Source organism: Streptomyces sp. SCUT-3 (genome assembly GCF_014083985.1).
Lineage (GTDB): Bacteria > Actinomycetota > Actinomycetes > Streptomycetales > Streptomycetaceae > Streptomyces_H > Streptomyces_H thermolineatus.
Genome location: NZ_CP046907.1, coordinates 2,029,804 through 2,046,231 on the forward strand (window position 1 = coordinate 2,029,804; position 16,428 = coordinate 2,046,231).

At 76.6% G+C, this 16,428-nt stretch carries 15 protein-coding genes; 6 read left to right on the forward strand and 9 right to left on the reverse strand.

The annotated features are described in order from the left end of the window. Window positions 1-89 precede the first annotated feature (89 nt). The 6 genes from GQS52_RS08775 to GQS52_RS08800 all read right to left on the reverse strand — a co-directional run bounded on the left by GQS52_RS08775 (window position 90) and on the right by GQS52_RS08800 (window position 8,253). Complete coding sequence (locus GQS52_RS08775) at window positions 90-1,001, reverse strand: NAD(P)-dependent oxidoreductase (protein ID WP_182312858.1); 912 nt, start codon at window positions 999-1,001, stop codon at window positions 90-92. 52 nt (window positions 1,002-1,053) lie between these two features. Beyond that, the gene (locus GQS52_RS08780; RefSeq protein WP_259370665.1) at window positions 1,054-1,866 is read right to left on the reverse strand and encodes a hypothetical protein; all 813 of its coding nucleotides are present in this window, start codon (window positions 1,864-1,866) and stop codon (window positions 1,054-1,056) included. A 609-nt stretch (window positions 1,867-2,475) separates the two neighbouring features. Continuing rightward, a complete protein-coding gene (locus GQS52_RS08785) occupies window positions 2,476-4,356 on the reverse strand; it encodes a glycosyltransferase (protein WP_182312859.1) in 1,881 nt (626 codons plus the stop codon). Window positions 4,357-4,626: 270 nt separating this feature from the next. Further along, window positions 4,627-5,373 carry an alpha/beta hydrolase-fold protein gene (locus GQS52_RS08790; RefSeq protein ID WP_182312860.1) on the reverse strand — a complete coding sequence of 249 codons (747 nt, stop codon included), beginning with the start codon at window positions 5,371-5,373 and terminating at the stop codon, window positions 4,627-4,629. Between the two features lie 407 nt (window positions 5,374-5,780). Continuing rightward, window positions 5,781-6,791: a DUF3152 domain-containing protein gene (locus tag GQS52_RS08795; RefSeq protein WP_346268231.1), complete on the reverse strand. Its 1,011-nt coding sequence runs from the start codon at window positions 6,789-6,791 to the stop codon at window positions 5,781-5,783. Window positions 6,792-7,269: 478 nt separating this feature from the next. Beyond that, a complete protein-coding gene (locus GQS52_RS08800; RefSeq protein WP_182312861.1) occupies window positions 7,270-8,253 on the reverse strand; it encodes an alpha/beta hydrolase in 984 nt (327 codons plus the stop codon). 218 nt (window positions 8,254-8,471) lie between these two features. Between GQS52_RS08800 and GQS52_RS08805 the strand changes: the two genes are divergently transcribed. The 3 genes from GQS52_RS08805 (at window position 8,472) to GQS52_RS08815 (ending at window position 9,869) form a co-directional block, all read left to right on the forward strand. Beyond that, entirely contained in the window at window positions 8,472-8,702 is a 231-nt protein-coding gene (locus tag GQS52_RS08805) for a hypothetical protein (RefSeq protein ID WP_330166906.1), read from the forward strand. Between the two features lie 181 nt (window positions 8,703-8,883). Then, a complete protein-coding gene (locus tag GQS52_RS08810) occupies window positions 8,884-9,525 on the forward strand; it encodes a TetR/AcrR family transcriptional regulator (RefSeq protein WP_182312862.1) in 642 nt (213 codons plus the stop codon). Window positions 9,526-9,641: 116 nt separating this feature from the next. Continuing rightward, window positions 9,642-9,869: a DUF3107 domain-containing protein gene (locus GQS52_RS08815; protein ID WP_182312863.1), complete on the forward strand. Its 228-nt coding sequence runs from the start codon at window positions 9,642-9,644 to the stop codon at window positions 9,867-9,869. Window positions 9,870-10,375: 506 nt separating this feature from the next. On the opposite strand, the gene GQS52_RS08820 is transcribed toward GQS52_RS08815, so the two are convergent. Then, entirely contained in the window at window positions 10,376-11,131 is a 756-nt protein-coding gene (locus GQS52_RS08820; RefSeq protein WP_182312864.1) for a ferritin-like fold-containing protein, read from the reverse strand. A 339-nt stretch (window positions 11,132-11,470) separates the two neighbouring features. Between GQS52_RS08820 and GQS52_RS28215 the strand changes: the two genes are divergently transcribed. Both GQS52_RS28215 and GQS52_RS08830 read left to right on the forward strand, forming a co-directional pair. Beyond that, window positions 11,471-13,336, forward strand: coding sequence for a DEAD/DEAH box helicase (locus tag GQS52_RS28215; RefSeq protein ID WP_275946458.1), 1,866 nt, complete (start codon window positions 11,471-11,473; stop codon window positions 13,334-13,336). A gap of 223 nt (window positions 13,337-13,559) precedes the next feature. Then, the gene (locus GQS52_RS08830; protein WP_182312865.1) at window positions 13,560-14,444 is read left to right on the forward strand and encodes an alpha/beta fold hydrolase; all 885 of its coding nucleotides are present in this window, start codon (window positions 13,560-13,562) and stop codon (window positions 14,442-14,444) included. Between the two features lie 52 nt (window positions 14,445-14,496). Here the strand turns inward: GQS52_RS08830 and GQS52_RS08835 are convergent, their stop codons facing one another. Beyond that, window positions 14,497-15,411 carry an NYN domain-containing protein gene (locus tag GQS52_RS08835; protein ID WP_182312866.1) on the reverse strand — a complete coding sequence of 305 codons (915 nt, stop codon included), beginning with the start codon at window positions 15,409-15,411 and terminating at the stop codon, window positions 14,497-14,499. A gap of 151 nt (window positions 15,412-15,562) precedes the next feature. Here GQS52_RS08835 and GQS52_RS08840 point away from each other — a divergent pair, with 151 nt between their 5' ends. Then, window positions 15,563-15,703 carry a hypothetical protein gene (locus GQS52_RS08840; RefSeq protein ID WP_182312867.1) on the forward strand — a complete coding sequence of 47 codons (141 nt, stop codon included), beginning with the start codon at window positions 15,563-15,565 and terminating at the stop codon, window positions 15,701-15,703. Window positions 15,704-15,768: 65 nt separating this feature from the next. Here the strand turns inward: GQS52_RS08840 and GQS52_RS08845 are convergent, their stop codons facing one another. After that, window positions 15,769-16,380: a MarC family protein gene (locus tag GQS52_RS08845; protein ID WP_182312868.1), complete on the reverse strand. Its 612-nt coding sequence runs from the start codon at window positions 16,378-16,380 to the stop codon at window positions 15,769-15,771. Window positions 16,381-16,428: the final 48 nt, after the last annotated feature.

Sequence of the window (16,428 nt, forward strand, 5' to 3'; positions counted from 1 at the left end):
GGCGACTTCGTCCCGCATCCCGGGATTCCCGTCCCGGGATGCGGGACGGAAACAGCCGGGCCCGCGGGCGGTTCCCGCGGGCCCGGCCGTCAGATCCGGCACGCCGCCTCCATCCACACGTCGGCCAGCGACTCCTCCAGCGCGATCCGGGGGCGCCAGCCGAGGCGGTCGCGGGCGGTCCGCACGTCCGCCTGCTGCCAGGGGCCGCAGCCGTCGGGGGCGGGCCCCGCCTGGTCCGGGTGGCCCGGGTCGTCCGTCTCCGAGACGGGGCCCTCGTAGCCGGCGACGCGGGCGAGCGTGCAGACCGCGTCGCGCAGCCGCACGGCGCGGCCGCCCCCGATGTTCACCACCCCCTGCGCCGCGGACAGGGAGGCGGCGTGGGCGGCGCGGGCGACGTCGCGGACGTCGACGAAGTCGCGGAGCACGGACAGGCCGCCGATCCGGACCTCCCCCTCGCCGTGCTGCATGGCCCGGCGCAGGATGTCCGCGGCGCGGCCCAGCGGGGTCCCGGTGGGGGTGCCGGGACCCACCGGCGTGAACACGCGGAGGACGATCGCGTCGAGCCCGGAACCCAGGACGAGCTCGGTGCCGGCGAGCTTGCTGACGCCGTAGGCGCCGCCCGGCCGCGGAAGGGCCTCCTCCCCGGTGGAGGAGCCGACCGGCGAGGGGCCGTACTCGGCCGCGCAGCCCACCTGGACCAGCCGTGCGCCGCAGCCGCTGCGGCGCAGCGCCTCGCAGACGGTGGCCACGGCGACGGTGTTGTTCCGCGTCAGGTCCTGGGCGGTGCCGGCCATGGCGCCGGTGCAGTTGACGACCACGCCCGGGTGGACCGCGTCCAGGAAGCGGGCGAGCGCCCCGGGGCTGCCGGTGGACAGGTCGAACCGCACGTCGGCCTCGTCCCGGCGGCCGAGCGTGGTGAGCTGGACCGCGGGGTCGGCGAGCAGCCGGTCGGCCACGTGGCGTCCGATGAACCCGTCGGCGCCGAGCAGCAGCACCCTCATCGTGCGCCCCCGTCCCTCACGTGCGCCCTGCGGGGACGGTTCGGATGGTCGGTCATGTGAACAGCTCCTTGGGGAGTGGCGAAGCCGGTGGGCCGGCCGGCCCGGCGCCTGCGGCGGCGCGGTGGGCCGATGCACGGGCCAGTACGCGGCACGCGCCGGCCGCCAGGGCCAGCGCTGCGGAGCCGCATGCGGCGGCCTGTACGCCGCCGGGCCCGAGGTCGTGCAGGAACTCGGCCACCGGACGGAGGCGGGGTTCCACTGCGGGGAGCCGGTGCAGCCCGGCGACGGCCAGGGCCGCGGCCTCGGCCGCGCAGGCCGCCGCGCAGGCGGCGGCCCCGGCCCCGGGGAAGCCGTGCACGGCGAGCAGCCGGGCGAGGAAGAGCAGGAGGCCCAGCGCCGCGGCCCCGGCGAGGACGCCGGCCGGTACGGACCGGCCGGCGAGCAGGTGTGCGGCGAGCAGGTGTGCGGCGGCCAGGAGGGCCGCCAGGGCCAGCCCGAAGGCCGCGGTGGCGGCGGCGAACAGCGGCCGCACCCCGGCCGCGAACTCCTCCAGGCCGCGGCTGCGGCCCAGCTGGGCGGCGGCCCGGGCGGCGAAGCGGCGGGCGGACAGCGCGGCGGGCCCCACCGCGAGGGCCAGCGCGGTCAGCACGGTCAGCGCGGTGGAGGAGAACGGCCGCGCGGGGCGCGGGGCGCCCAGGAGGACGGCCAGCAGGTCCCCGCCGGCCACGGCGAAACCCAGCAGCCACCCGGTGCACAGGGCGCCGCCGGCCTGCCCGCCGCCGGGGGCCCGCAGCGGGCCCCGGCGCAGGCACAGCGCCAGGGCCGCCGCGATCACCACCGTGGCCGCGGCGTACGGGAGGAGCACCCGGGGCCCGTGCCCAACGGCCACCGACCCGGGCAGGACGACGGCCGCGCCGGCGCAGGCCGCACCGGGCAGCAGGTACCGTCCGGCGGCACGGCAGCCCCAGGACCCGTCGGCCGGCCCGCGCCCCCCGCCCGCCGGCACCGGCCGGAACGCCGGCAACGGCCGGGCCGTCGGCAACGCCCGGGTCACCGGCACCGCCCGGGCCGTCGTCGCGGGGCACCCGCGCGTGGAGTTCCTCGGCCAGGGAGAAGACGTCGCGGTGCCGGAAGCGCGCCGCGACGCGGTCGGTGACGCCGACGGCCTCCAGCGCGGCGGCGATCTCCAGCGGATCGACGGCCCGGCCGCACAGGCGCCGGTAGCGGTCGATCAGCACGGTGACGGGGTCCGCGGGCCGTCCCGCCGGAACCGGGGGCCGGTCCTCCGCGCCCGGGGGACGGGGCTCCGCGCCCGGGGGACGGGGCTCCGCGCCCGGGCGGTGCCGGTCCGTCGTCCCGTCCGCCGTCGTCCCTTCCGCCGTCGTCCCGTCCGCCGCCGTCCCGCTCGCCGCCGTCCCGTCCGACACCGGCCCGCTCGCCGGGAGGCAGCGCGCGGGCGGCTGCTGCGCCCGGCTCACCGGTCTCCGCCCCCCGGCCCGGCGAGGGCGCGCGGACGGGCGTCCGGGCCCGGGTGGAACCGCTCGGCCCCGGCCCCGGCGTCCGCGCGGTCCTGTGCGCGGGCACCGGTCCGGGCCCAGCGCCCGGGGAGGCGTGCCTCGGCGGGCCGGGCGAAGGGCCGCTGTGCCGCGCCGGGCCCGGGTGCGTCCCGGTGCTGCGGGGCCGGGGCGTGCGAGACCAGTTCGAGGTAGAGGCCCTGGAAGGCGGCGGCGGTGCGCTCCGCGGTGAACAGTTCGAGGGCGCGGGACCTGGCCGCCGCTCCCAGCCTGGCCGCCCTGGCGGGGTCGGCGAGCAGTGCCAGGCAGGCAGCCGCCAGGGCCCGGGGGTTGCGCGGCGGGACGACCAGCCCGGTGCCGCCGACCACCTCGCGCGCCGCGCCGGCGTCGGGCGTCACGGTGGCGCGCCCGCAGAGCATCGCCTCGACCAGTTCCCGGGGGAAGTCGCCGGCTCCGGAACCGGCCGGGACGACGACGTCGCCCGAGGCGCAGACGTCGGCGGCGTGGGGGCCGTCGGGGACGTCCGAGCGTTCGAACACCACGGGCGGGCCGTCGCCCGGACCGTCCCCGGGCTCCCCCGCCTCCGCACCGGGCGGGGTGTCGGGGAAGAGTCGGGCGGCCAGCTCGCGGCAGTGCGCCAGGTACTCCTCGTCCGCCTCCTCCGCCACGGGGCCGACGATCCTCAGCCGCGCCCGGGGCATCCTGCCGCGGACCTCGGCGAAGGCGCGGAGCGCTCCCGCCGGGTCCTGGGCCGGTCCGATGCGGCCGGTCCACACGACCGTCGCCGGCCGCCCCGGGTCCGGGGGGCGGTCCTCGGGGGCGGGGAGCCGTGCGGCGTCCTCGGCCGCCTCCGCCACCGCGCGGAACGGGGCCGGGTCGGTCCCCGGGTGCACGGTGCGCAGCCGGCCCGGGTCGGCGCCGCACCGCTCCTGCCAGCGCCGGGTGTGGGCGTGGTCGCAGGTCACGAGCGCGGCCCGGTGGTAGGCCTCCTGGAGGAGGAGGCGGTGGAAGGCGGACGTCAGGGCCCGCACCGGCCGCGGCAGCCGGCTGCGCGCCTGCGCCAGGTACTGGCCCCGCAGCGCCGAGCCGTGCTCGGTGAGGAGGAGGGGGACGCCGAAGAAGTGGCGTGCCAGGAGTCCGGGAAGGGCCGGCAGGGCGGTGGCCCCCGCGACGAACGCGTGGCACAGGTCCGCCCGGACCAGTGCGGGCCCCCTCCGGGAGGAGGGGGCGGGCCGGCCGTACCAGGGGGCGGACAGGGGGCGCAGCGCCCGTTCCACGGCCGTGTTCACGACGAGCAGGTCCTCGACGGTCGGCCCGCAGGCGCGCCAGGCGTCCTCCAGGACGGCCAGTGCGGCCTCGCCGCGCAGGAGGCCGGGAAGCGCGGTGCCCTCCCCGGCCAGCTCGGCGAGTCCGTACAACCCGGAGGCGAAACGGTCCGCCTCGCCGCCACGGCTGCCGGGGGCCCGGTCCGGCCCCTGCTCCGTTCCCTGCTCCGTTCCTCGGCCCGGGCCGTTCCGGGGCGCCGGGGCGGCGGGCCGCGGTGCCGCGGCCGACGCGGCCGTGGCCGCCGCCAGGTCGCGGTAGTGCGCGAGGAACCGCCGGCCGGCCCGGCCCCGGGCGGTCCCGGCGCGGCCCGCGGGCACGCCCCACAGCGGCTGGGCGTGCACCGGGCGCCCTCCGGGTGGCGTTTCCTCGCAGTGCCGCTGCTCGGCGGCGGTGCGGGTGAGCACGTACTCCTCGAAGTCGTGGCCGGGCAGGCCGCGGACGAGCCGGTCGCGCCACTCCCGCGCGTCGCTCCGCGCCTCCGGGTGGGCACCCTCGGTGAGCAATGCGATGCGCATGTGTGCCCTCCCTGGTCCGGCAGCCGACGACGCACGCCCCGCCGCGGTCGCGGCCGCCGCGGACCGCGGGCCGGTCACGACGGCGCCGGCCGCCGTTCCCGGTCCCGGCACCGACGCCGGTGCGGCACGGTGCGGTGCGGCACGGTGCGGCGTGACGTGGTGTGGAAGACGGTAGGCCCGGAGGCGGGGGGCGCGGCGGACGGTTGTCCGCCGCGCCACCGGAAGGGGTGAAAGCCCGTAACTTTCACCCCCGGAGCACGTTCCGCGGAGCTATTGGTCCCCGGCGAGGCGGCGGCCGACGAACTCAAGGGCGTGCGGCATGACGGCCCGCCAGTACCCGGGGTCGTGGGCGCCGTCGGTGAACCCGCCCACCGCCGCGCCCGACCGGGCCGCGAACTCGCGCGCCGCCCGGTGGAACGGGTCCTGCCGGCCGCACCACACGCCCAGGCCCGCGGCGTCGATCCCGAGGTCGTCCACGTGCCGCAGCGGCTCCGTCCCCTCCCAGTCCCTCCGGTCGGGGAACGGCCCGTACGTGCGGGCGGCCTCCCAGGAGCGGAACAGGGCCGGGCTGAGCACCGCCACCGCGTCGAGGGTCCTGCGGCGCCGGGCGTACACCAGGGAGCCGTAGCCGCCCATGGAGATGCCCAGGGCGGCCCGGGGGACGCCGTCGTCGGGCAGGCCCAGCCCCGCCTCCCCGAGCCAGCCGGGCAGTTCCTCCAGCAGCATCTCCTGCGGGTCGTTGCGGCCGATGGCGTGCCAGTACGAGTCCTGGCCGCCGTCGACCGCCGCCAGGGCGAACGGCGGGACGCCGGAGCGCACGGCCGCGGTGAGGAACTGCGGCATGCCCAGCCCGACCATGCCGCGCGCCGAGGAGTCGCGGGGGTGGAGCACGACGCAGACCGGCAGTTCCCGGGCCTGCTGCGCCCCGATGCCGTGCGGCACCATCGTGATCAGCCGCGGGACGGCCGACCTCGCCCGGGAGGCCACCCGGTGGGTCTCGACCCGCCCCGCGGGCACGTCGGGAACCTCTCCCGGTGTGCGGCCCGCGCCGGGGCCGCCGCCCTGGGGGGCGTCCCCTCCGCCGGGGCCCCGCGGGGCGGTGTCCGTGGCCGCCCAGGCGCCCCCGAGCGCCGCCGCCCCGACCCCGGCCCCTCCGATGGCAAGGAATGTCCGTCGCCGCACTGAAACCCCTTCCGTCGCAGGTCCGCCGTCGCGGACCGGTGCGCCGGGAGCGCGTCTGCCCCGCACGGGCCCGGGGCACGCCCCACCGTGATCCGCGTCACCGGGGGCCGCGGCCGGCGGCGGCGGCCGGCGGCGGCCGGTCCGGTGCGGGGAGGCCGGGCAGGCCGGGGGCCGGGTGCGGCGGGGAACGGGGCGGCACGGGGGTGGCGGTACCGGCCGGGCGCTCCGTTCCCACCGCGCCGTCAGGACTCCGGGTGGGGCCAGGCGTTGGGTCTGCAGGTCGCCCCGTCGGTGGCGAGGAACTTGGTCTGCTGCATCATCACCGGCGCGAGGGCCCCGTCCTCGGAGCAGTACTCGTGGCCGTGGCCGAGCCGGTGGCCGACCTCGTGGTTGATGAGCATCTGACGGTAGGAGAACATCGCGTCGGGGCCGTAGGTCTCCGCGCCGCGGGCCCAGCGGTAGGCGTTGATCATGATGCGCTCGGTGGACGCCGAGTCGCACGAGACGTTGTCGACGGTGGTGTCCAGGCCGGACCTGGCGCACCAGTCCGCGGTCGTCCCCGGGCTGGCCAGGGTGATCACGAAGTTCACCTTCCCCGACGAGACGCGTTCGAAGGCGAGGGCGCCGTCGTGGGCCCAGCTGCGGTCGTCGTTCAGGGTCCTGTGCACCGCCTCGGCGAACAGCGCGCCGTCCAGCGGGAGCCCCTTCTCCACGTCCACCCGGTAGCGCTTCACCGGGCCCTCGCCCGGCGCCCCGTCGGAGCCGGGCACCGTCTCGAAGCCGCCGGACAGGGCGAGGTCGGGGTCCAGGTCGTCGGGGCGGGACATCAACTGGGCGTAGGTCGGCTTCTCCTGCCCGGCGGCCCAGGGGCTCTTCGGGGTGGGGCGCCCGTCGGACCGCGAGGCCGGCTCCCCGGAGGAGCGCTCGGGTCCGCCGGCCGCCACTGAGTCGCCCTGCGCCGCCCCGGTCCCGGTGACCTGGCCGGCCACGACGATGGCCAGTGCGGTGGTCACCGCGGCCGCGGCGACGCCGGTGAAGGTGCGGCGCCTGCTGCCCGCGCGGGCCGGGCGACCGCCCCCCGGGCCGTCCTCACCGTGCGCTCCCCCGGCGCCACCGGCTCCCCCGGCGCCGTCCTCACCGGCCGTGCCGTGCGGGGAGTGCGGGGGCTGCGGGTCCGCGGGGCCGGAGAGGTCCGGGGAGGGGTCGTCGAAGGCCTCGACGTAGTCGCGCCGGGGTCCCCGGGCGGGCGGCACGAACGGCCCCGGCCCGGGGCGGCCCGCGGGCCCGCCCTGCCCCCGGGGCCCGGCGGCGACCCGTCCGGCGGCGACCCGTCCGGCGGGGGCCTGTCCGACAGGGGCCCGCCGGGCGGCGGCCTGCGGGGGGCCGCCGTACGGGGCCGCGGCGGCGCCGGGCCCGGGGAGGACGACACCGTCACCGGGGTGTCCCGGGTGCTGCCGCGGCACCTCCGCGGCCGGCCCGCCGTCCCGCACCGGCGCCTGACTGCGCTGCGCCCGTGCCGGCGCCGGCCGCGGCGCCCCCGCCGGTGCCGGTACCTGTGCTTGTCCCGGTGCCTGCGCCGACGCCGACGCCTGTTGCGGCGGCGCTGCGGGGCGCGGAATCAGGCGCCGACGCCCGGTCCCGGGTGCCTGCGGTCCCGGCGGGGGCGCCACGCCCTCCGTCGGCTGCTCGGCGCGGCCGCGCCCGGTGCACTGTGCCGTCCCACGCGAAGATTCAGCTCCTGCCAGAGGTCTCGTCCGTCGGCTCCGCCGTGCGCAGCAACTGCCGGAACTCCCGGGACACCGCCTCGGGGTGCTCCATCATCGCCACGTGGCCGGACTCGGGGAGCGCCAGCAGCCGGGCGTCCCGGAACGTCGCACACGCGCGACGGGCCATGCGGAACGACACCAGCTTGTCACGGACGCCGTACACCAGGAGGACGGGCGCGAGCACGCGCTCCGCCTGCCGCCACAGCGCGTGCTGGCCGCCGAGGGTGTATGCCGAGACCAGGCCGCGGGTGGAGCGGACCATGGCGTCCCGGAAGTAGGGGAGTTCCATCCGCCGTGCGTACTCGCGTGTCGCGTCGGCGAACAGCTCCTCGTCGACCCGGGCGGGGTCCCCGTAGCACAGGGACAGCACCGAGCGGGTGCGCCGCTCGGCCGTCCAGTTGCGGGTGGCGCGGCCGAACGCCTGCGCCACTCCGGGGACCGAGACCAGGGCCGTGGGCAGGGCCGAGCGCTGCGGCGGGATCTCGGGGAGGGCCGGGGAGATCAGGGTGAGGGTGCGCACCAGGTCCGGGCGGGTGGCGGCGATTCGGGTGGCCACCGCGCCGCCGAGCGAGTTGCCGAACAGGTGCACGGGGCCGCGGCCGCCCGCCTCCAGGAGCCGGACGACGGCCCGGGTGTGGCCGGCCAGGGAGTAGTCCCCGTCGTCGGGCGGCGGGGAGTGGCCGAACCCCGGCAGGTCCAGGGCCTGTCCGTCGACCGCGTCGGTCAGCCGTTCCATGAGCACGGACCAGTTCTGCGACGACCCGCCGAGGCCGTGGACGAACAGCGCGGGCGGCAGGTCCGCGGTCCGTGCCGGCCTGGAGCGGACGGTGAGCGTCAGGCCGGGCAGGCGCACCGTGCGCACCTCCTCCCCCGGTGCGGCCCGCGGTCCCCCCGGGGGTACTGCGGCCACCGGAGCGGCCGCGGTGTCCGGCGTCCCGGTCTGCGTCATGGTCCGGCCTCCTCGTTCGCTGGTCGGTCCGGCCGGCCCGGCCGGCGGGGAGCGCGGCCGGAGGCCGCGTCCGCGGCAATGTTACGAGACGATCACGTCTTCGATCCCGTGTTCGCCCTCACGCCCTTCCCGCCCGGCGGGGGCGTGTACGTCCGGCGGGTCCGGGCACCCTCTCCTGTGCTCACCACCTGCGACACCGCTCCACCAGGAGGCTTCGAATGTCCGAGACACCCCTGAGCCCGGACCACACCGACCCGGACACCTTCGAGGACGACGTCGACGACGGGGACTTCGACCTGGAGGCCCCGCGCGCCGACGCCGCCGAGCAGCACGCCGAGCTCCTGCAGCGCCGCGACGAGCCGCTGACCGGCCGCAGCATGGAGGTCGACAGCGCCGACGCGCAGGAGCAGCAGCGGGTGGTCGACCTCGACGAGGACGACTACCGCTGACCACCGGTCGCGGCCCGCCCGGCGAGGACGGCGCGGGGCCGCGCGGAGACCGTGCAGTGAAGATTCTGCCCACCGCACGCCCCACCCGGGTTACCCAAAAGTACGATGGCAGCCTGAAGCGTTTTGGTGCGGACCGCTGCCGGACCCGGTGGCGCAAGCGGACGAGATATCAGGAGGCGGCGTGACGGCCATCGAGGAATCCGAGGTGCGCCCGCGTGGAACCCGCCTGCCGCGCAGTGCCCGGCGGAACCAGCTCCTGGGGGCTGCGCAGGAGGTCTTCGTCGCGCAGGGGTACCACGCGGCGGCCATGGACGACATCGCCGAACGGGCCGGTGTCAGCAAGCCGGTGCTCTACCAGCACTTCCCGGGCAAGCTCGACCTGTACCTGGCCCTGCTGGACCAGCACTGCGACGCGCTCCTGCAGTCGGTGCGCAGGGCTCTGGGGTCGACCACCGACAACAAGCAGCGGGTCGCGGCGACCATGGAGGCGTACTTCGCCTACGTCGAGGACCCGGGCGGCGCGTTCCGCCTGGTCTTCGAGTCCGACCTGACCAACGAGCCCGCCGTGCGCGAGCGCGTGGACAAGGTCAGCGAGGACTGCGCCGAGGCGATCAGCGAGGTGATCGCGGAGGACACCGGCCTGTCCCCCGAGGAGTCGATGCTGCTGGCCATGGGCCTGGGCGGCCTGGCGCAGGTCACGGCCAGGTACTGGCTGTCCACCGGCGGGAAGCTGACCCGGGAGGAGGCGGCCCGGCTGATCTCCTCGCTGTCCTGGCGGGGCATCGCCGGCTTCCCCCTGCACGGCTCCGAGAGCGCCGGGTGACGTCTTCGCTACCGGCTTAAGCCGGCGTCCGCGCCGCCGCCGGCCGGCGCGGTTAACCTTGCCCGTGTACAGCGCGGACCCGTCGCGCAACGAATGACCGTCGGAGGGACGAAGCCGTGGAGGTCAAGATCGGCGTGCAGCACGCGCCGCGCGAGATCAGTCTCGAGAGCCCCCAGTCTGCCGAGGAGGTCGAGCGCGCGGTGTCCGACGCGCTCGCCGGCCGCGCCGAGCTGCTCAGCCTGACGGACGAGCACGGGCGCCGGGTGCTGGTCCCCGCCGACCGCCTCGCCTACGTGGAGATCGGCGAGCCGGCCGTCCGGAAGGTCGGTTTCGGCGCGCTGTAGGGCTGCGCCCGCATCGCAGGAACGGCCGAGGGCCCGGTGACTCCACCGGGCCCTCGGCCGTTCTGGTGATCTTCTCCCCCCGACGGCGGTTGTGTGCCAGGCCACAGGGGTAGTACCGACTGGGACCGATCCCGTGCGGCCGCAGCCGTGCGGGGCGTCCCAGGCTCCGGGAGGGGATCGCATGCTCGTGTGGGAGACGATCGTGTTCGCCGCGGCGGGTCTCGTCGTGGGTCTCACCGCCGCCCGTCTCCTGCCCGGCAGGCTCCCCCGGCGTCCGCTGACGCTCGGCACGGGGGCCTGTGCGGGCGTGCTCGGCGGCTACGTGACCCGCACGGTGCTCGACGGCCCCGGCCACCTGCCCGTGGTCCTCCTCGGCGCCGTGCTGGTCTCCGCCGCGCTGGTCTCGCTGCTGGTGCGTTCCCGGCCGCCCGTCGCGGGCCGGGCGCGGACGGACGCCGCCCGCCGCCCCGGCCGGTCCGGGCGCGGCAGGTGCGCACGCCGATCGCCTAGGCGGCCAGGCCCAGGGCCGCCATCCGCTTGGTGTGGGCCTCGGTGATCCTGGTGAACATCCGGCCCACCTCGGCCAGGTCGAAGCCGTCGGCGATCCCGCCCACCAGCATCGTCGACAGCGCGTCGCGCTCGGCCACCACGCGCTGCGCCTGGCTCAGCGCCTCGCCCATCAGCCGGCGGGCCCACAGGGCGAGCCGGCCGCCGCAGCGCGGGTCCGCCTCGATCGCCGAGCGGACCTTCTCCACCGCGAACTGCCCGTGCCCGGTGTCGTCCAGCACCTTCAGGACCAGGGCCCGGGTGTCGGAGTCGAGCCGGGCCGCGACCTCGCGGTAGAAGTCCGCGGCGATCGCGTCGCCCACGTACGCCTTGACCAGGCCCTCCAGCCAGTCCGAGGGCGCGGTCTGCCGGTGGAACCCGTCCAGCGCGGCGGCGAACGGCTCCATCGCCGAGGCGGGGTCGACGTCGATCGCGGCCAGCCGGTCCCGCAGCCGCTCGAAGTGGTGGAACTCGGCCGAGGCCATCGCGGCCAGCTGCGCCTTGTCCTCGACGGCCGGGGCGAGCTTGGCGTCCTCGGCCAGCCTCTCGAACGCGGCCAGCTCGCCGTAGGCCAGCGCCCCCAGCAGGTCCACCACGGCGGCCCGGTACTGGGGGTCCGCGGACGCCCGCGCCCAGTCCTGTTCCGCGACGGACGACCCGGCGGCCTCCCCGGTGCTCGTCCCGGCGGTTTCGACGGTCTCGTCAGAGCTCTCCATGCTGCGCACAATAGCCCGCCGCGGCCCCGCGGTCGGCCCGCCGCCCGCCCTCCCCGGAAACACGGCAGGGGACGGATGCACACGTCCGGGGTATGGTGGTAAAGAGCCCGCCGGCAACGGCGGCTCGTTCGCAGATAGGCGGATGCCCGGTCGGTGGCCCGATCGGCTCCGAACCGACCGCCCTCCCGGACCCCTCCGGAGGGACAAGCTCGCGGCACGTGCGAGGGCAGCGGTCCCGCGCCACCCGGCTCCCCGCCGGACGACCATCCCGGCGCGGTCGGCGTCCCGGCACCGTGTTCGTACGGTGCGCCGGAACGACTCGACCCCCCTCGCCGCACCGTGCCGCGTCTCACAGAAGAGGCAAGCATCCTGTCCACGTTCCGAGACCTGGGAATCCTCCCCGAGACCGCCGAGGCCCTGGAGGCCGTCGGCATCACCACCCCCTTCCCCATCCAGGAGATGACGCTCCCCGTCGCGCTGAGCGGCAGCGACGTCATCGGCCAGGCGAAGACCGGCACGGGCAAGACCCTCGGCTTCGGCCTCCCGATCCTGGAGCGCGTCACCGTGCGCGCCGACGCCGAGGCCGGCCGGGCCGCGCCCGAGCAGCTCACCGACGTGCCGCAGGCGCTGGTCGTCGTCCCCACCCGCGAGCTGTGCCAGCAGGTCACCAACGACCTGCTCACCGCCGGCAAGGTGCGCAACGTCCGCGTCCTGGCGATCTACGGCGGCCGCGCCTACGAGCCGCAGGTGGAGGCCCTGAAGAAGGGCGTCGACGTGGTCGTCGGCACCCCCGGCCGCCTGCTCGACCTGGCCGGCCAGCGCAAGCTGGACCTGTCCGCGGTCCGCGTGCTCGTCCTGGACGAGGCCGACGAGATGCTCGACCTGGGCTTCCTGCCCGACGTCGAGCGGATCATCGAGCTGCTGCCGGCCAAGCGCCAGACGATGCTGTTCTCGGCCACCATGCCGGGCCAGGTCATCTCGCTGGCCCGCCGCTACATGAACCGGCCCACCCACATCCGGGCCACCGCCCCGGACGACGAGGGCGCCACGGTCGCCAACATCACCCAGCACGTCTTCCGGGCCCACTCCCTCGACAAGGTCGAGCTGGTCTCCCGGGTACTGCAGGCCGAGGGCCGCGGCCTGACGATGATCTTCTGCCGCACCAAGCGGACGGCGGCCGACGTCTCCGACCAGCTCTCCCGCCGCGGCTTCGCCGCGGGCGCCGTCCACGGCGACCTCGGCCAGGGCGCCCGCGAGCAGGCGCTGCGCGCCTTCCGCAACGGCAAGGTCGACGTGCTGGTGTGCACCGACGTGGCCGCGCGCGGCATCGACGTCGACGACGTCACCCACGTCATCAACTACCAGACGCCCGAGGACGAGAAGACCTACCTGCACCGGGTGGGCCGCACCGGGCGCGCGGGCAAGTCCGGCACCGCGATCACCCTGGTCGACTGGGACGACATCCCGCGCTGGCAGCTGATCAACAAGGCGCTGGACCTCCCCTTCAACGAGCCGGAGGAGACCTACTCCACCTCCGAGCACCTCTACGAGCTGTTGAACATCCCGGCAGGCACCACCGGCGTCCTGCCGCGCGCCGAGCGCACCCGGGCCGGGCTCGACGCGGAGGAGATCGAGGACCTCGGCGAGACCGGCGGCCGGGGAGCGCGCGGACGCGGCGGACGCGGCGGCCGGGACAAGGACGACGCCCCGGAGGCGGCCGAGGAGCCGAAGCGCACCCGCACCCCGCGCCAGCGCCGCCGCACCCGCAACGGCCGTCCGCTCGACGAGGCCGGGGCCGAGGCCGCCGGCACCGGTCCCGGGGCGGCGGAGTCCGCCGGGGACGGCGACGCCGCCGACGGGTCGCAGTCGGCGCCGCGCCGCCGGCGCCGCCGCACCCGCGCGGGCGGCGCCGAGGCCGGACAGTCCGCGGACACGCAGGGCGCGGTCGCCGTGCTCGAGGGCGGGGCTCCCTCCGCCGAGGACGGGGCCGGGGACGAGGCGGCGAAGCGCGTCCCGCGCCGGCGCCGCACCCGCGGCTCGGTCCACCGGGCCGCCGTCGCAGAGGCCACCGCCGGCACCGAGGTCCCGGCCCAGGCCGGCGGCCCGGACGCCGGGCCCGCGGCCGACACCGCCCCGGCGCGCCGCCGCACCCGCACCCGCACCCGCAGCGCCTCCGCCGCGGCCGAGGCACCGGCGGAGAGCTGACCCCGGTCCGCGGCACGGCACACGGCGGCCGGCCCTTCCCCCGGGGGAAGGGCCGGCCGCCGTCGTTCCCCCGCCCCCGCACCGGCGCCCCCGCCCCCTCCCCCGCTGCGGCCCGCACCTACCGCGCTGCGGCCCGCACCGCCCGCGCGTCGGCCCCGGTCCACCCGTACGCCGGGCGTCCCGTGCCGCCCGGCGGCCCCTTCCGGCGGCTAGCCTTCCGCGCATGAGTACGCCGCCGTTCCTCACACTCCCCAAGGTCGCCGTGGCACGCAGCCTGGAGACCCCGCGCGGCTCCTTCGCCGTGCACGACGCCTCGCCCCCGGCCGGGACGGCGGTGCGCGGCACCGCCCTCCTGGTGCCCGGCTTCACCGGGAGCAAGGAGGACTTCATCGCCCTGCTCCAGCCGCTGGCCGAGGCCGGCTACCGGGTCGTCGCGGTCGACGGACGCGGCCAGTACGAGAGCGGGGGCCCGCGCGACGAGAGCGCCTACGCCCTGCACGAGCTGGCGCTGGACGTCGTGGCTCAGGCCCGCGCCCTGGACGGCGACGGCTTCCCCGTCCACCTGCTGGGGCACTCCCTCGGCGGACTGATCGGCCGGGCGGCCGTGCTGCGCGACGCCTCCCCGTTCGTCTCCCTGACAATCCTCAGCTCGGGGCCCGCAGCGATCCACCACGAGCAGCAGGCCCGCACCAGGCTCCTGCTGGAGGCCCTGTCCGTGTACGACCAGGAGACGGTCTGGCGGGCGATGCGCGACCTGGACGCCGAGAACGGCCCGCGGCGCGACGTGCCGCCCGAGATCTCGGACTTCCTGCGCGCCCGGTGGCTGGCCACCGTGCCCGAGCAGCTGATCGCCACCGGCCGCCATCTGGTGTCCGAGCCGGACCGGGTGGACGAGCTGGCCGCGGTGGACCTGCCCAAGCACGTGGTCTCGGGGGCGCTCGACCACGCGTGGCCGGTCCCGTGGATGGACGAGATGGCCCTGCGCCTCGGCGCCCGCCGGCGGGTGATCGACGGCGCCGAGCACTCGCCGAACGTCGAGCGGCCCGCGGAGACGGCCCGCGCCCTGGCCGGTTTCTGGGACGAGGTCGCCCGGGAGGCGGACCGCTGAGGCCGCACGGCCGGGGCCGCACGACTGAGGGCGGAGGGCGGGGGCGGAGGGGTCAGAACTGTCCCTGGAGGTGTTCCCAGAAGCCGTCGCGCAGGACGCGCCGCAGGTCCGAGTGGGAGCGCAGGGAGTGCTGGAGCAGGCTCTCGGCCTCGACCAGCAGCTCCTGGTCGACCGCCCCGGGGAGCACGGGGTGTGCCGCGAGCAGCGGGGCGAGGTCGTCGCGGCCGCGGGTGGCCAGCCACTGGGCGGCAACCCTGGCGCCGACGAACCGGACCTCCTCCCGGGTGGGGGCGGGGCCGGGCCGGACGGAGGGGTCCGGCGGCGCCCCGTCCGCCCTGCCGGGGCGCCGACGCACGTAGGGCTCGCAGAAGTCGCGGGGGAAGACGCGCTGGCTGTCGGCCTCCCACAGCAGCGGGTCGGCCTGGTTCTTGCCGTAGGCGGCCTCGATGCCCCACAGGTGCACGCGCGCCCCGTACGCCTGGGCGGCCTCGACGGGGCTGACCAGGTCCTCGTCCCCGCTGACCAGCACGGCGTCGCTGATGGCCCGGTGGCGTGCGAGGGACTCCAGGTCGGAGCGGACGAGGGAGTCGACGCCCTTCTGCTGGTTGTGGGCGTTGAGGTTGCCCAGTCGCACCTTGACGTCGGGCAGCTCGGCGATCCGCCGCTGCTCGAGGGTGGGGACGCGCTGGCGGGCGCCGTCGTACCAGTACAGCCGCAGCAGGCGGCTGTCGGGGAAGATCGTGCGGGCGAGGTCGATGAACGCCTCGATGAGGTGCTCCGCGTCGAGGTCGAAGGTCCTGCGGTCCTCGCTGCCCGCGACGAGCTGCCCCATGGCCGCGTAGACGTATCCGGCGTCCACGAAGATCGCATGGGTGGAGGGGGTCGTCGCCACCTCGTTGAGCACGCGGCGCAGCAGGTCGTTGGTCTCGTCGATCCGTGCGGCGACGGCCGACATGGGGTCGTCCATGGTGGGTATGGTTCCTACCGGTGGGTAATTAGGCTGCGAAAAAATTTCTTTAGCACAGGGAAGATTTTCCCGGGTTCACGCGTTGGTACTGATGACACAACCTGCTCTCCGCTTGCAAGGAGTGCTTCACGCCCGACGAAGGGGAAGCTTCATGCGCTTCGAGATCATGCGCCTCGACGACCTGGACGGCAACGCCGTGGACAGCACCGTCGTGGACGCCGCCTCCGTCAAACAAATCGTGGACCTGGCCGCCGCAACCGGCCAGCGTCTCTACATCCGCCCGGCCGACTGACGCGCCGCGCAACGACGACCGCGCCCCGGCACCGAACCCTCGGTGCCGGGGCGCGCGACCGTCCCTCACGTCCCCTGGACGAACCCGGTGACGCCGTTGGCGATCTGCTGCACCGCGATCGCCGAGAGCAGCATGCCGGAGAGCCTGGTGACCAGGACGACGCCGCTGTCCTTGATCACCCGGATGACCGACAGCGAGAACCTCATGGCCAGCCACAGCACCAGGTGGACGGCGACGATCGCCCCCCAGACGGACACCTCCTGCGCCACACCCTCCGCCTTCTGCACGGCCAGGATGACCGAGACGATGGCGCCGGGCCCGGCCAGCAGCGGCATGCCGAGCGGCACGAGCGCGACGTTGACGTCCTTGGTCTGGGTCGGCTCCTCGGCCTTGCCCGTGAGCAGGTCCAGGGCGACGAGCAGGAGCAGCAGCCCGCCGGCGACCATCAGGGCGGGCACCGAGACGTGCAGGTAGTCCAGGACCTGCTGCCCGAAGACGCCGAAGACCGCGATCACCCCGAAGGCGACCAGCGCCGCCTGCCAGGCCATCCTGCGCTGCACCTTGGTGGCGCGGCCGGAGGTCAGGGCGAGGAAGATCGGGGTGATTCCCGGCGGGTCCATGATCACGAAGAGCGTGAGGAACACGGAGCCGAAGACGGTCGCGTCGAAGAGGTTCATGGTGGTGCTGCGGTGCCTGTCGCGGATCGGTGAAGAGGGGTGGGGAGG

What these genes read in the sequence shown, in the direction of transcription:
- GQS52_RS08835 (WP_182312866.1), bottom strand. Translation starts at nt 15,411, where the DNA reads ATGGACGACCCCATGTCGGCCGTCGCCGCACGGATCGACGAGACCAAC.
- GQS52_RS08840 (WP_182312867.1), top strand. Translation starts at nt 15,563, where the DNA reads ATGCGCTTCGAGATCATGCGCCTCGACGACCTGGACGGCAACGCCGTG.
- GQS52_RS08820 (WP_182312864.1), bottom strand. Translation starts at nt 11,131, where the DNA reads ATGGAGAGCTCTGACGAGACCGTCGAAACCGCCGGGACGAGCACCGGG.
- GQS52_RS08830 (WP_182312865.1), top strand. Translation starts at nt 13,560, where the DNA reads ATGAGTACGCCGCCGTTCCTCACACTCCCCAAGGTCGCCGTGGCACGC.
- GQS52_RS08785 (WP_182312859.1), bottom strand. Translation starts at nt 4,356, where the DNA reads ATGCGCATCGCATTGCTCACCGAGGGTGCCCACCCGGAGGCGCGGAGC.
- GQS52_RS08775 (WP_182312858.1), bottom strand. Translation starts at nt 1,001, where the DNA reads ATGAGGGTGCTGCTGCTCGGCGCCGACGGGTTCATCGGACGCCACGTG.
- GQS52_RS08800 (WP_182312861.1), bottom strand. Translation starts at nt 8,253, where the DNA reads ATGACGCAGACCGGGACGCCGGACACCGCGGCCGCTCCGGTGGCCGCA.
- GQS52_RS08845 (WP_182312868.1), bottom strand. Translation starts at nt 16,380, where the DNA reads ATGAACCTCTTCGACGCGACCGTCTTCGGCTCCGTGTTCCTCACGCTC.
- GQS52_RS08805 (WP_330166906.1), top strand. Translation starts at nt 8,472, where the DNA reads ATGTCCGAGACACCCCTGAGCCCGGACCACACCGACCCGGACACCTTC.